Genomic DNA, 13,137 nt, shown 5'->3' on the forward strand with positions numbered 1-13,137 from the left:
TCACTCCTGGGCGGATGGCGGGGGCGGGAGGTCGTCTCGCGCCCCCTCCCGGTTCGGGCGGCGCCCGCGCTGCGTCCGGTGATGACCGCCGGGCCGGAGCGGTGGCGGCGGGGTTGGGCCCGGGCCGGGCGGGGGAGACGGGGCGCGGGTTCTGCGCAGCCGGGCCGTGACCGTGAGGACAGCGCCCGCGGCGGTGATCGCGGCGGCAGCGGCCGCCGGCCACCACGCGCTGGTGTCCTTGCGGGGTGCGGCCTCCGCCGGCGAAGGTGCGGCTGGGGGCGCCGGGTTCGGTGTGGCCACCGCGCGGTCGAGGCGTTCGTAGACCGGGTTGGGGGAGTTCGCTCGAGGGAGTCGGCGTAGGGCGCGCCGTAGGCTCATGACCCCGAAGCCCGAGGTGTCGTCGCGGCCCGGAGGCCCGATGTCCACGGCGGTGTTGGTCACCAGTCGGACGACGTCCCGCGCCGACATCGCCGGGTACCTGCTGCGGATCAGAGCGAATCCGCCGGAGGCGAGCGCGGCGGCCTGGCTGGTGCCCTCGCCGCGCGGCCAGACGCGGCCGTCCTTGCCGAGCGCCGCGATGTCGACTCCGGGTGCTGCGATCGTGACGTAACCCTGGCGCTGGGTGTTCTTCCACGGGGAGGCGCGATTGTCGGCCGCGCCGACGCCCACGACACCCGGACATGACGCCGGGTACTCGGCGAAGTTCGCTGTGACACCCGTGTTGCCGGCCGAGGCGACGACGATGACGTCCTTGTGCGCCGCATAGGCGATGGCCTGCTGCAGTCGCGGGGGGCATTCCCGGTGCAGCACGGAGGACCCTTTGGAGATGTTGATGACCTTGGCGCCGCGGTCCACGGCGTAACGGACCGCCGGGCCGATCCTGGACTCCCCGAGGTCGGAGATGATCGGCAGGATCCTCGCCTCGGGAGCGATCCCCACGAATCCCGTGCCTGTGCCCTGCGAGGCGATGAGACTGGCCATCGCCGTCCCATGCCCGAGGCTCTCCTCATGGGCGTCTTTGCGCGCGTCGTTAACGGAGCCGGTGAAATCCTTGCCCGGAACGACGACGTTGCGCAGGTCGGGAAGGCCGGCGTTGACTCCGGTGTCGATGACGGCCACCGTGACGCCCCGACCTTTCGTCAGCGGCCACACCAACCGCTCGATCGCCCACGAGTCGAACCACCACTGCAGCCTGACATCCGGTTCGGGCGCGGCAACGGCGGCGGCTGAGGGGAGCTGGACCAGGCTCATGCAGAGCACGGCGGCGACCAGGCCCCAAGGACGCCGCGGCGCCGGGGACGGACTCGGGCGGACGAACAGCGGTTCTTTCAACGATCACGCCGTCGTCGGTCCGATGCGGACGTCACGGCACAGGTCAGCAGGTGTCGTCCGTTCACCCGCATGCATGCCCCGCTCGGGGTTCGGTGGCCTCTGCCTTGCATGGCCTTCTCCTCGTCGTCGCCCTCGGCCCGGTCGCGGTCAGGAGACTAGAGAGGTCGAGTCACCGACGAGTTGCCGCGCACTCACCGGCGCGTCACCGCGTTCCGGCAATGTTGATCAATTGCTGTTCGAATCGTCGGCGAGGCTGCCGCAGCGTCGAACCTTTGGCCGTATCCAGTCGGGGGACACCGCCCACTTTGCCCTTTAGGCCGATCGCGCGGTGGGGCACAACGATCTGCGAGGATGCCGGAAAGCTTGTTCCGTCGTCACCGGCGGAAGGCGGCCAGACACCGTCCAGGGGACGTGAGGGGCGGAATGGTCACTCGCGCACCGCTCCCGGAGCGTCGGGAGCGGTTCGGTGTGTACATCCATCGCTTGGGGTGTACCGACAACAACTGGAAATGGTTGCGGTTCAATCGGTGTCCTGGCAGGTCGAGCCCGGCCGGCCGCCGCCGGGGGCGCCGTCGCAGTGCGCGGCTCAGGGCGATGTGTGACCCTGGTCGTGGTCGATCGATCGCGCAGGACGCTCATCGGGGTGGAGCTGTTCCTCCGGAGGATAGGCGTCGGTGGCGTCGCCGGTGGGGTCGGCCGGCTCCGCGGTGCCGACCGCGGTGCGACCGCTGAAGGATGTGTACGGCAAATGGGGCCCCCGGTCATCTCGTGCGTGTGCACCGTCCGTTATATCGAATGGCCGGCCGCATGGACGCCCGGGCACGGGAGCGGTCCGTGCACATGAGCCCGCTGTGAGCGGCCGCCCCGGAGTCCCCGGCGGTCTGTGCGGCGTCGGCGGCGCCACCGGCTGCGTCGGGCACACGTAGCGGCCGGCGCGGGTGTGCGGTGCCTCCTTCTCCGGCGGCCGACGCGCCCGCGTCGTCCTCGCCAGAGCCCTGCTCACCGACCGCGGCCGCTGGTCCTCGACGAGGTGATCGCTCCTGTGGACACGGTCGGACGCCCTATTCGCCGGCCTCCTCGTCGGACACGAAGCCACCACCACGTTCGTCATCGCTCACCGTCCGGCCCTCATCCGCCGCGCCGACCACATCGCCGTGTTGGAGTACGGCCGCGTGGTCGAGGAGGGGACGTGGGCGGCCCTCACCGCCACTTCGGGCTCCGCTCACCCGCCTCCTGGCGCCCGTCCGAGGCGCCGTGTGACAGGGCTTCCGGCGGGTGGCTCCGTTCGCTTGTGGCCTCGGGAGGTTCAGGGGAGCGTTTTCGCGGCCTTGGCGTGGGCTTGGGCCGCGATGTGTTGGAGGGTCCGGAGCATGTCGCCCTGGGGGCCGGGTTCCTGGTTGGGGATGCGGATCTCGATGAGGTGTCCGCGGAGTCCGATGGCCTGGACCCAGTGCCAGACGAAGCCCTTGTCGTCGATGAGACGGTAGGCCCAGGTGTGTTCACCGATCGGTGAGACGGGCAGCGGCTCGATGCGCCCGGCCGGCCCTGCGGTCTGGGTGAGCCGCCCGCATTCGGCGGGGATCCGTTCGTCGGCCAGGATGCCCATGACCTGGGCCGGGCCGGTGATGATCGATTGGCTGAACGTCAGCGATCCTCGCGGCTGTGGTGCGGCGGCTCCGTGTGGGGTGATGTGGTCCGGGCCGATCTCCGAACCTGGCGTCTGGTACATGCTGGCGGCCAGTTGCGCACCGGTGGTGGCGGCGAAGCGGCTGACGAGGGTGAACCACATCCCCGAGGTCCAGGTGGAGCAGGCGGCGGGGGCGATGAAAGGGCTGCTGATCTGACGAACGGCCAGGTACATGGAACGGGTGTCACGCAGCGGGAACCGCACGGCCCCCGGCGTGATGGCCTGCACGGGCGGCGCGACCGAGGGACCGGGGTCGAACCGGGTGAGCAGCGCGCCCTGAAGGCGAGGGTCGGCCCGTCCCGTGCCGGGATTGGGGATCTTCGCGTCGTCTTCTGGCATGCGCAACATGAGCGACTCGCCCGCCGAGGGCGCGGAGGCGGCGGGCGCGGGCGGTGAAGGGGAGGGGGGCGCAGCCGCCTGTCCGGCTCCGCAGCCGGCCATGGTCACGATCATGATCGAGCCCACCAGGGCGGTCGCGTTGACGGCCCGCATCAGACTCTGCCTCTCCTCGATGACATGCCCGATACACGATTCACCACGGGATGCGGACAGACGCCGACATGGCCGGCTTCGGCCGGTCCGCCCCCACCCCGGCGGAGACGACCACACCGGCATCCTTGGAGCTCCCGAAACGCGCGCGAAGGGCCGTGGCCGCCGGCCTCGGCGCTGAGCGCGGGAAGGGGATGCGCGACGAGCAGGTCACGGCGGGCTCGGTGTGGCATCGACGGCGACGGAATCATGGCCCTCCAAACAGGGTTCATTGCGGTGTTTGTGGAATGTGCCGACGAGGGAAGTGATCGGCGACGGCTGCGGCGAGTTCGAGGAAGGCGCGGCGTGTCTCGCCGTTGAGGGCGTCGAGGGTGATTTCGGCGCCGTATGCCAGAGACGGGTCGTGGGGAATGCGTACCACGCGACGGCATCGAGGCCGGATGCTGTCGGCGAGGACTTCCGTGTCCATGAGAAGTTCTCCGTCCGGTCGGACTGCTGTGAGCGTCACAACGCTGTGACGGGCCAGTTCGCCGTGTCCCACTGCGTGCAGCCAGTCCAGCGCGCGAAACACCGAACGTGCTCCATCGGCCGCCAGCGATCCGGCGACGACGACTTGATCGGTGCGGGCGAGGATGTCCTCGTAGTCCCGGTGGGCGATGCCTGGTCCGCAGTCGCTGATGACGAGCGGGTAGTACCGGAGGAGGGTGTCCATCAGAAGCGGGTAAGTGTTTTCGCGCTTGCCGCGGGAGTTGTTGATGATGGTGTCGGAGCCGAGGATCTCCAGGCCCGAGTCGGTCTTGGAGGTGTATCCGCGTACATCGGCGAGTCGGTGGATGTGGTCGTGGTGTGCTGCCAGGTCCGCGGCCGTCGAGTGGTTCCGGGAGGCGTCCGGCAGTCGGTCCGCGAGGGTGCCGAAGGCGGGACTCACGTCTACGGCGATGACCGTGTCGTTGCGTACGGCCGCCAAGGTGGCGCCCAAGCCGATGGCGAGGGTGGTCTTGCCCACGCCGCCTTTGACCGACACGATGGCGAGGCGGTGATGACCATCGGTGATCGGGGCCCCGATCCGCTGGGTGAGCAATTGCTCGGCGTCGGCGGCGGGAGTCCTTCGTCGTCCGCGTCGGGTCACGGACAGGCGGTTGCGCCGGCGTTTGGTGGGCCGATGAATCAGTGTGTCGGAGGCGAGGTCGCTGGGCACCGGCCTCGTTCTCATGGCCGGCGGGGGCGTCGTTCCCGGACCTGATGCCTGTGGAGCCGCTGATGTCGGCTTGCGGGCGACGTCCGCCGTTGGGGCGGCTCGCGGCCGAGCCGCGGCTGGAGCCGCGAGCAGCGGCAGACCCGGCGATTGTGGTGGTGGGGGGAGCCGGGCCGGGCGACTGGAGTGGGCAGTCCCGTCCTTGAGGGGAGGAAGGTCGCGGTTGGTGCCCGATGGGGAGGCATCGGAGGGGTTGGTCGTCTGGCCATCGTTGTAGGTGGGCGCCGGCCGTCTCGGCCTATCAGGCATTGTTCATCCCCTCTCTGGGGAGCCGGGCGGTGAGGTGCGCCGTGGACAGGGCTCGGCCGTTTTGTGGGTCAGATCTTCCGATAGTGACCCTGACCTCGGGGTCGCCCGGGCGGGGTGATCCCTGGTTCGACACGCTCACGAGGGCTCGTTGGTGCCGCCTGGGCGCATTCGAGTCCGCATCGTTGGGCGATGGTTGTGGTGCTGCGAACGGGGCGGTGGCCGACGGCGGCAGTGGTCGCGCAATCGGGCCTTGCCCGGCGGGCCCTGGCCGTTCGCCCTCCAGGGGCGAACACCGGCTTCGGTCGCCGTCCTACCAGCCGGCCTGTCTGTCGGGGCTAGGGGAGTCCCGCCGGACGGTTGCAGTGCGGGCCTCACGAGGCCGGTGTGCCGTGGCGAAGCGGTGTGATCTGGTCGACGTCGTACCGGTCGCGCAGTCGTTGCACGGCGTTCGAATCCACCTCCGCGCCATGGGAGAAGATGCGGCTTAGCTCTTCGAAGTAGCTTTCGTGATCGGGTGGTGGATAGCTCAGGAAAAGCACTCGCGTCGGTTCGTCGGTGGGATTGGTGAACGCGTGTGGGCATCCAGGCGGAACGAACATACAGCTTCCCGAACCCGCGCGGGTGACTCGATCCCCCTCGGGAGACGTCCAGCCCCGCCAATCGTCTGGCGTGCGTTCGATGGGCTCGAACGCGCAGAGATCGAGTTGTCCCTCCAAAATGTAGAAGAGTTCTTCTTGGCGTGTATGGACGTGTGCGCCGACATCGAAGCCGGGCGGCACCACGACTTCGAAAACCGAAGCGAAGGTTCCCTGCGATGCGGTGACCTTGAACGTGATTTCCTGTGCCTTGGTGACGAGCCTTCTGCCTTGGCCGGGAGAAACGACCAGCCCGTTCACACGACCTGCTGTCGCGCGACGCGTCCCGGCTCCAGGAATCCCTGTGACCGGGCGGTGGGCCTTGAGGATGGGTCACGCGAGTCCAAGGCCCATCTGCCGGCGGACATCTCAGCGGTGATTCCCGGGCCGAAGCCGGCGATCATGCCGGTGGCGCCGGGCGGTATGGCGTTCTCCTCGAACTGTCTACGCAGCGCCTCGAGCACGACCGCGCTGGCGATGTTCCCGCATTCGGTCAAGGTGGCCCAACTGTGCCGGAACATCGTTCGGTCGACGTTGAGGTACTCGGCCAGATCGTCCAGGATCCGTGGGCCGCCTGCGTGAATGATGTAGAAGTCGAGGTTGCCGGCATCCCACCCGTGGTCGGCGGCCAGCTCACGCAACACGGGGGCGAGTGGTTTCATCGTCCCGGGCACCCGGCGGTCCAACCGGAAGTGGAAGCCGGTGGCGCGTACGGCGTAGGAGATCCAATCCTCGGTCTGCGGAACGAGGTAGGAGGCGTTGCGTTCCAGGCGCACGCCGGTGCCGCCGTGGCCGCGTACGACGGCGGCCGCCACCGCGTCGCCGAACAATCCGCCCGACAACAGCGAACCGATGTCGTCATCTTCCGGTTGGTAGCACAGCGAGCACAGCTCGCACGAGACGATCAGCACGTTGCCGCCGGGGTAGGCCATGCAGAAGTCGTGGGCGCGATTGATCGCGGCGCCGCCCGCCGCGCAACCCAGTTGGGCGATGGGTATCTGGCGGGTGTCGGAGCGGAATCCCATGCTGTTGATCAGCCACGCGGTGAGGGATGGCATGAGGAACCCGGTGCAGGAGACGTAGATGATGACGTCGATGTCCTGGACCGTGAGGTCCGCGTTCGTCAGTGCCTCGGTGATGACCGGCGGGCACCGCTTCTTTGATTCCATCTCATAGAGCCGGTTGCGTTCCTCGAAACCCGGATGTCCGAGTGCTTCTTCGATGGGCTGGACGATATGCCGTTTACGGACCCCCGTTCGTTGAATCAAACGCAGCGCCAGAGGAAGCTGTGGCTTTCCATGGTGGATCTTCTCAGCGAACTCCAGAGTATCCTCCATGGTGACGACATGTTCCGGCACGCTCACCGCCGGTCTGCAGAGAGTTGGCATGGCTTGGCATCCGCCCCTTTCGTTCTCGCGAGCGCGCTGATCGTGTCCGCCCAACAACGACATGAACGAGGGACCGGGCCGGCCCACCGACCCGGTGCAGGGATCTCCCTCAGCCGAACCGACGGCTACAAGGTGCTGTCGATCCTCACGCTTCTCATGCCGCCTCCGAACCGGCCGCGCAGGTATGACGCACTGGGACCGCAACGTAGGAGATGGGCGTCGCCAAGGAATGTCCGCCCGCTCCCACATCGATCCCCGGCGGAGCCGCCGCGCCCGCCTCACCGCTCCCGAAGCCGCGATGACCTGGGAGGCAGCCGAAACACAATGATCATCTTTGCTCTGGAAGCGATGGCCCGGCGGACCTCGGTGTCGTCGCCGCAGGCGGGAACGAAGTGACGCTGACCCGCTGATTCGGTCGCATGCTCGGCACCGCAGCCCGGTGCCGAAACCCGGGTCTCGCGACGCTTGGCGCACACCCTCGCGGCCTGCGCCGATCGCTCCAGTTGGGGACTGGCGCCAGGGCCGGGGCGGCGGGCTGCCGGCCTCGGTCGACGGGCTGCGGTTCGTCGTCCCCGTCCAGACCATCAACGCCGGGCCTCCCCGAAGTACTTCCGCTAAAACGCGGGATCACACTGCTGAACGCCGTCAACGACCAGGTGATGGGCATCGGACAGATGGTGGTGTCCGGCACCCCGCGCGACTCGCTGTTCATCCTGGACACCATCATCAACATCGACGCCGCGCCCAAACCCGATGTCGTCACCACCGACCAGGCGTCATGAGCTCATCGCCTCCGGATCGGTGATGGGCTACCTCCGGGTCAGGGCAGGAGGGAGCCGCTGGATTCGCGGACGCGCAGTTCGGGACGGAGCCGAAGACTCTCGGCGGGTTCCCCGCGCATGAGGGCCGCCAGCAGGTCGACGCTCCTCGCTCCCATCTCGTACAGAGGTGAACTCACGCTGGTGAGCGGGACGGTGAGTTGCGCGGCGATGGGCAGGTCACCGAATCCGACGACCGCGACGTCCCGGCCCGGATACAGGCCGCGCTCCCTGAGCGTCCCCACGGCGCCGAGCGCGGCGAAGTCCCCGACCGCGAAGATTCCGGTCGGGTAGGGCTGGCGTTCGAGGAGGCGCTCGGTGGCCAGGGCGCCGCCCGCCGAGTCGAAGCTGGCGTCCACGATCGCGGCGGAGGGAACCGGGTGTCCACGCTCGGCGAAGTAGTCGGTGAATCCGGCCGTGCGGTCAATGCCGTTGCTGGCGTACGGCAGACCGGCGATCACGCCCACCCTGCGGTGCCCGAGGGCGAAGAGGTGCTCGGCGGCGAGCCGACCCGCGGCGTAGTCGTCGCAGGTCACCGAGGGATGGTCGCCGGCGCGCCGGTTGACCAGGACGAACGGGATGCCGTGAGCGGTGAACTCGTCGACGAACGCGCCGTCCACGTGGGCGTCGCCGAAGATCATCGCGTCCACCCGGCGGCCGAGCAGCATCTCCACGTGCGCCTGACGGGTGGCGGGGTCGTCCCAGGAGTTGGTCACCATGGTGTGGAAGCCGTGCCGCATCGCCGCCCGCTCGATGCCCTCGTAGATCGCCGCCAGCCCGTAGTCGGTCAACCGGGCCATCACCACCCCGAGGAGCCGCGTCCGCTGCCTGCGCAGCCCGATCGCCTGGATGTCGGGCACATAGCCGACCTCACGGGCCACCTGGCGGATCCGTTCGGCCGGACGACGTCCATCGAGACCGGTCAGGACGTCCTCTACGCTCACCGTCCCACAACCGACTCGGTGTAGCCCACTCCTGCACCGGCGGCGCTGCGGCCTGCCCAAGAACCGGTGGCGGGGGCGACACGGTGACCGCGACCAGCGCGGCTGTCCTTACCGATCTTCGCATGTGTCTCCGGGGTCGGCGGAGTGCGAAGGGGTCATTCGGCCGGCTCGCGACACGGACCGTCGATAGATGCCGCGAGTGGCCACGCAGCGGATCCGCCACCTGAGCGGCGCGTGTTATTGCGAGTGCGCCCACGACACCCCCCAGGCCCGCGTTTCCGCTGAGCGAGGGGTCAGACCTTGAGCTGCTGGTGGGCGTCGCCGCGCCATTCGACCAGAAGGACGGTGGCGTCGTCCTGGAGGCGGTCGCCGTGGTGGTCGAGGACGCTATGGATCAGCCGGCGCAGAGTCTCCGGGACCGACAGGCCATCGGCGTGGGAGCGGATGACGAAGTCGACGAAGCGGTCGAGACCGAACTGGCGGCCGCTGCCGTCGCGGGCCTCGGTGATGCCGTCGGTGTAGAGGAGGACGCGGTCGCCGGGTTCCAGATGCTCGGTGCAGACGGTGGGCGGGTCGAGGCCGAGATCGAGACCGACGGGCGGGGCGGGAGGGCAGCCGAGGCCGGTGACCCAGCGGCCGCCCCTGATCAGCACGGGCGCGTGGTGCCCCCGGCTGATCCAGGAGAAGTGGCCGGTGGAGGTGTCGAGCTCGGCCAAGATCGCGGTGACGAACCGAACGTCGTCGCTGAACTCCTCGACCAGCAGGCGCTCGATGCCGTCGCCGGTCTCGACCAGCCCCGCACCTTGGCGGCGGTGGTTGCGTCCGGAGGCCAGGGCCAGGTTGGCGGTCAGGCCGGCGCGGATGTCGTGACCCATGGCGTCGAACACCGCCAAGTGCACCACGTCGCCGCTGATGGCGTAGTCGAAAGCGTCGCCGCCGACCTCGTACGCGGGCTCCAGCGCGCCGTTGATCACTACGCCCTTACCGGCGAAGGTGATCGGCGGAGTGAGGTGCCACTGCATCTCCGCGTCGACCTTCATCGGACGGGTGCGGACGAGCCGGGCATAGGTGTCGCTGTGCTCGCGCTTGCTGAGGATCAGCAGCGCCACCACGGAGACCAGCGCGCGCATCGCGTCCCGGACGTCCTCGCCGGTGCCGCGGGCGTCGACGCGCAGCACACCGAGCCGTTCGGTGCCGTCGAGGATGGGAATCCACCACCGTTCGCTCGACCCGGAGCCCGAGCCCGTCAACATCCGGACCTCCTGGAACGCGCGTCCGGCCAGGGTCCCCCCGATCTGCAGCTCGGCGAGGTCGGCGGCGGTGGCGGTGCCGGCCTCCTCGGAGTGGCCGGTCAGCGGGCGCAGCACACGCTGCTGCAGGTCGGTCACATAGATCATGACCTCGTGCAGGTCCGCGTACGTTGCACACCGCCGGACCAGAACGGGGATCTGATCCATCGCCGTCTGGTGGCTGGCCTCGAGTATCTCGGTCAGCATCCGCGCCACGCCCTGTCGCGCCACCGCTCCTCCGTACACGCTCCGCGGCTACGAGCACCCGACCGCTGCGCACGCCGGAATTCGGGGTCCGCCCCACGATCGCGCGCAACCGGGCCCCTGATAGAAGGCGGCCCACGGCCCCGAGCGACACTCTTACCCCTCAGGCCGCCTTCTCAAGACGGGGGTCCCGGACCTCCAGTTCAGGTGGTGCGGTCCGAGCGGGCTGAGCCGGGCTTCCTGGACGGTGAGCTGCCTATTCAGCGTGCGGCGGTAGCCGCCGCCGATCGGGTCCAGGATGTCAAGCAGGTGGAGCGACTTGTCGATGCGGCCGTGCTCGGCGAACGCCCGCTCCAACGGGGTCGGGTTCCCTCGCGACTCGGCGACCCGGGTCATGTCCGACCACTGGGTTTGGATCTTGTTCCGGCCAAGCCGTGGCATGGAGTCGGTGCTCATGGCCCAGTCAGTGGCTCCAGCACCGTCCGGTGGTCACCGATCAGCGGCTCAGACGTCGCGCGCCGACGCGCCCTGGCCTCCTCCAGACGGGCCTTGGCCTCCTTCGAACTGCCCGACGCCCGCGCCCACAACATCGCCGCAAAGTCCTCACGAGCCCGCAACCGTGCGGTCTGCGCCGGGCACGCCACCATCGCAGGCCGCTCGGACTCCTCGTACCGCGTCAACGTGTCGACGTCCTGAGCGGCGGCCTCCGGCGAGATCGGCGACCGTGCTCGGGCCGATCCGGTCTCATGGACGAGACCGATGCGAGGCATGGAATGCGGCAGCCCAACCGGGTGACGAACACCCCCTCACGATCGACATGCCGGCCGCTCAGTCGCGGCGGTGACCGCGGCGGTGGAAGCCGGACGGCGATGGAGGCGACGCGGGCGGCGACGGTCGGGCTGAGGCGGCCGCCGAGCCAGGCGACGCGGCCCACGGTGGGGGCGACGATCAGGGCCTTGTTGAGCCGAACGCCGCGGTGCCATCACACGACGACCGCGAGCTGTGACGCCCGCCGCCAAAGCCGGGCACCGCGCCAACAGGCTCCCGGTGGCGAGCACCACGAGACCGGCCTCGGCCCGAGAGGTCGGCGGGGCCTCCTCCGGTGTGCCCCGACAACCTTGTCGAACAGCGAACCGCTCGACGGCGCTTGGGCGGCGTGGCCGCAGCGGCACCGGCACCGGCACTGCTTCCCCAACTTGGTCAGGTCTGTCTGCGGGCGGTGGCAGTGGTTTTCGCAGCCCAGCTCGGCGATGGCCCAGGCGAGTGCATGGGGAGTGCGGCCGGTGACAGCGGCGAGGCGGTCGATCTGAGGCCCTCCCCGGTGCTCAGGAGGCGGGCAGAGGTAGGTGCTGACGGCCATCTGGGGCTGGTGCTCGACGGTCCCGATTCTGGTGGTCAGCGGTCTGTGTGGTTGGTGATGGGCGGACAACGAGGTGGCGATGGGCGGACAACCCGGCTGGGGGTGGACGGCCAGTGAATCTGAAGGTCTGGGCGATGTGGAGATGCCCCGAGCCAGGGGTCGTCTCCTGGACGCGATCCTGCCTGTGTCGGGTGGCGGACGTTCCTGCGGGAACGATGGTGGCTCAGCGTCGTACGGAAAGCGATAGCCGCCGTGGTCGAACATCCGGCAGATCAAAAGCCAGAGGGTCCCCTCGGCCCGGTTGGAGCCGGTATCCATGAGGTCAGGGGATGACGGGCTGTACGGGCCAGGTGGCGGACTCTGCTCGCTGGAGTTCGCTGACGAACTCGACTCGATCGCTGGGCGAGACCACGACCGTGGCCTCGATCGGTCCAGGGGCACACCCACCGCCAGCCGCCGCCGGATCTTCCACCCTCCGGCACCACACCCGAACGAAAGTCCACGCCGTGATACTCCCACCCCACGAGCAGCATGCCCCGTCCCAGCCCGGCGATACCGCCTTTGCCGGCGTCACCCGCGCGATCACGACCTGGCTGCTGGACCACGACATCCGCTGACGCCACCGCGGTGGGCCAGCCGGGTCCGCATCTCGGCCGGCCCGTTGGCACGGGTCAACGCGGCGCACGGCTTTGGTCGACCGGCGGCGGCGTCCTCGTGCGCGGTGGCCAACAGGACCGGCAGCGCAACGGGCAACTGCCCGCGACAGATCTGGATCGGCGACGCAAGGGCGGGTGCGGGAGCTGCCCGTGGCCCGTTCATGCCTGCCGGGGCGACGGCTGCGACGGGTCCGCCGAGCGGATGCGAGGCCCGTTGCGGCTGGCGCCCCGGCGAGGCAAGGCTTGGGCTGCGGGGCGGTTCCCTGCCAGCGCGTCACGTCGGTTCGGTCCCGGAGTGTTAGTCGGCCGGGCGCTCCGTGGACCGGCGCGGTATCACGTGCACGCGGGAGGGCGGCGGTGGGCGGCGTAGAGAGGCCGGAAGGTGGGGGTGCCCGGGCTGCGGCCGGTTGTGGGGCGTGGTCTGGTGCCGGGGCGGGCGGGTCATCCGGCGGGGAAGCCAGCGTGGCCGCGCAACAGGCGGGTGATCCAGTCCTGGACGATGGTCGTCACCGGCGCTCCGGGGTCGAAACCGTCAGGAAGGGGCATCGCCCGCTGCGGGAGCTCGGCGAATCCGGCCCCGTCCAGCACCGGCAGGTCACGAAGGGCCGGAACCTGGTGGGCGGCGGACCGCCGCCGCCACACCCTCGGAGGTGCTCGCCTCCCCGGTTTGCGCGCCGAGGTCTTCCAGCAGCATCCCGAGCACGGGTCGTGACTGTCCCCGTTTCGCGGGGATGTTCGCGGCTGGGTATCCCAGACCCCTCCGCCGGCGGGAATGCGGAGGTAACGTGCTGAGCCGGTAGGTCCCAGCCGTGGACAGAGGCCGGGGGAGGC

The 13,137-nt window shown here is 69.5% G+C and carries 10 protein-coding genes and 1 pseudogene; 2 read left to right on the forward strand and 9 right to left on the reverse strand.

Translation table 11 applies throughout. The annotated features are described in order from the left end of the window. From DFJ69_RS29545 to DFJ69_RS29565, 5 genes are all read right to left on the reverse strand, one after another. Positions 1-1,332, reverse strand: coding sequence for a S8 family serine peptidase (locus DFJ69_RS29545; protein ID WP_147312473.1), 1,332 nt, complete (start codon positions 1,330-1,332; stop codon positions 1-3). A gap of 1,306 nt (positions 1,333-2,638) precedes the next feature. Next, positions 2,639-3,511 (reverse strand): hypothetical protein, encoded by an 873-nt coding sequence (locus tag DFJ69_RS29550; RefSeq protein WP_116025621.1) that lies wholly within the window; start codon positions 3,509-3,511, stop codon positions 2,639-2,641. 265 nt (positions 3,512-3,776) lie between these two features. Continuing rightward, complete coding sequence (locus DFJ69_RS29555) at positions 3,777-4,706, reverse strand: MinD/ParA family ATP-binding protein (RefSeq protein WP_170177838.1); 930 nt, start codon at positions 4,704-4,706, stop codon at positions 3,777-3,779. Positions 4,707-5,383: 677 nt separating this feature from the next. After that, on the reverse strand, positions 5,384-5,908 hold the full coding sequence (locus tag DFJ69_RS29560; RefSeq protein ID WP_116025623.1) for a cupin domain-containing protein: 525 nt from the start codon (positions 5,906-5,908) through the stop codon (positions 5,384-5,386). Further along, positions 5,905-7,011 (reverse strand): type III polyketide synthase, encoded by a 1,107-nt coding sequence (locus tag DFJ69_RS29565; RefSeq protein WP_281275923.1) that lies wholly within the window; start codon positions 7,009-7,011, stop codon positions 5,905-5,907. Before DFJ69_RS29565 ends, DFJ69_RS29560 begins: the two co-directional genes overlap by 4 nt. 550 nt (positions 7,012-7,561) lie before the next feature. Here DFJ69_RS29565 and DFJ69_RS29570 point away from each other — a divergent pair. After that, positions 7,562-7,814, forward strand: a pseudogene (locus DFJ69_RS29570) (Tn3 family transposase); the annotation flags it as partial. 41 nt (positions 7,815-7,855) lie between these two features. Here the strand turns inward: DFJ69_RS29570 and DFJ69_RS29575 are convergent. The 3 genes from DFJ69_RS29575 to DFJ69_RS29585 form a co-directional block, all read right to left on the reverse strand. Further along, complete coding sequence (locus tag DFJ69_RS29575; RefSeq protein ID WP_116025625.1) at positions 7,856-8,797, reverse strand: LacI family DNA-binding transcriptional regulator; 942 nt, start codon at positions 8,795-8,797, stop codon at positions 7,856-7,858. 293 nt (positions 8,798-9,090) lie between these two features. Beyond that, positions 9,091-10,317 carry a PP2C family protein-serine/threonine phosphatase gene (locus tag DFJ69_RS29580; RefSeq protein ID WP_245974630.1) on the reverse strand — a complete coding sequence of 409 codons (1,227 nt, stop codon included), beginning with the start codon at positions 10,315-10,317 and terminating at the stop codon, positions 9,091-9,093. Between the two features lie 129 nt (positions 10,318-10,446). After that, positions 10,447-10,731: a Tn3 family transposase gene (locus tag DFJ69_RS29585; protein ID WP_170177839.1), complete on the reverse strand. Its 285-nt coding sequence runs from the start codon at positions 10,729-10,731 to the stop codon at positions 10,447-10,449. 108 nt (positions 10,732-10,839) lie between these two features. On the opposite strand from DFJ69_RS29585, the gene DFJ69_RS34605 reads away from it, so the two are divergent. Next, on the forward strand, positions 10,840-10,986 hold the full coding sequence (locus tag DFJ69_RS34605) for a hypothetical protein (protein ID WP_170177840.1): 147 nt from the start codon (positions 10,840-10,842) through the stop codon (positions 10,984-10,986). A gap of 1,761 nt (positions 10,987-12,747) precedes the next feature. Here DFJ69_RS34605 and DFJ69_RS29595 read toward each other — a convergent pair. After that, positions 12,748-12,948 (reverse strand): hypothetical protein, encoded by a 201-nt coding sequence (locus DFJ69_RS29595; protein WP_116025629.1) that lies wholly within the window; start codon positions 12,946-12,948, stop codon positions 12,748-12,750. Positions 12,949-13,137 lie beyond the last annotated feature (189 nt).

The sequence above is a fragment of the Thermomonospora umbrina genome, from assembly GCF_003386555.1.
GTDB classification, from domain to species: domain Bacteria; phylum Actinomycetota; class Actinomycetes; order Streptosporangiales; family Streptosporangiaceae; genus Thermomonospora; species Thermomonospora umbrina.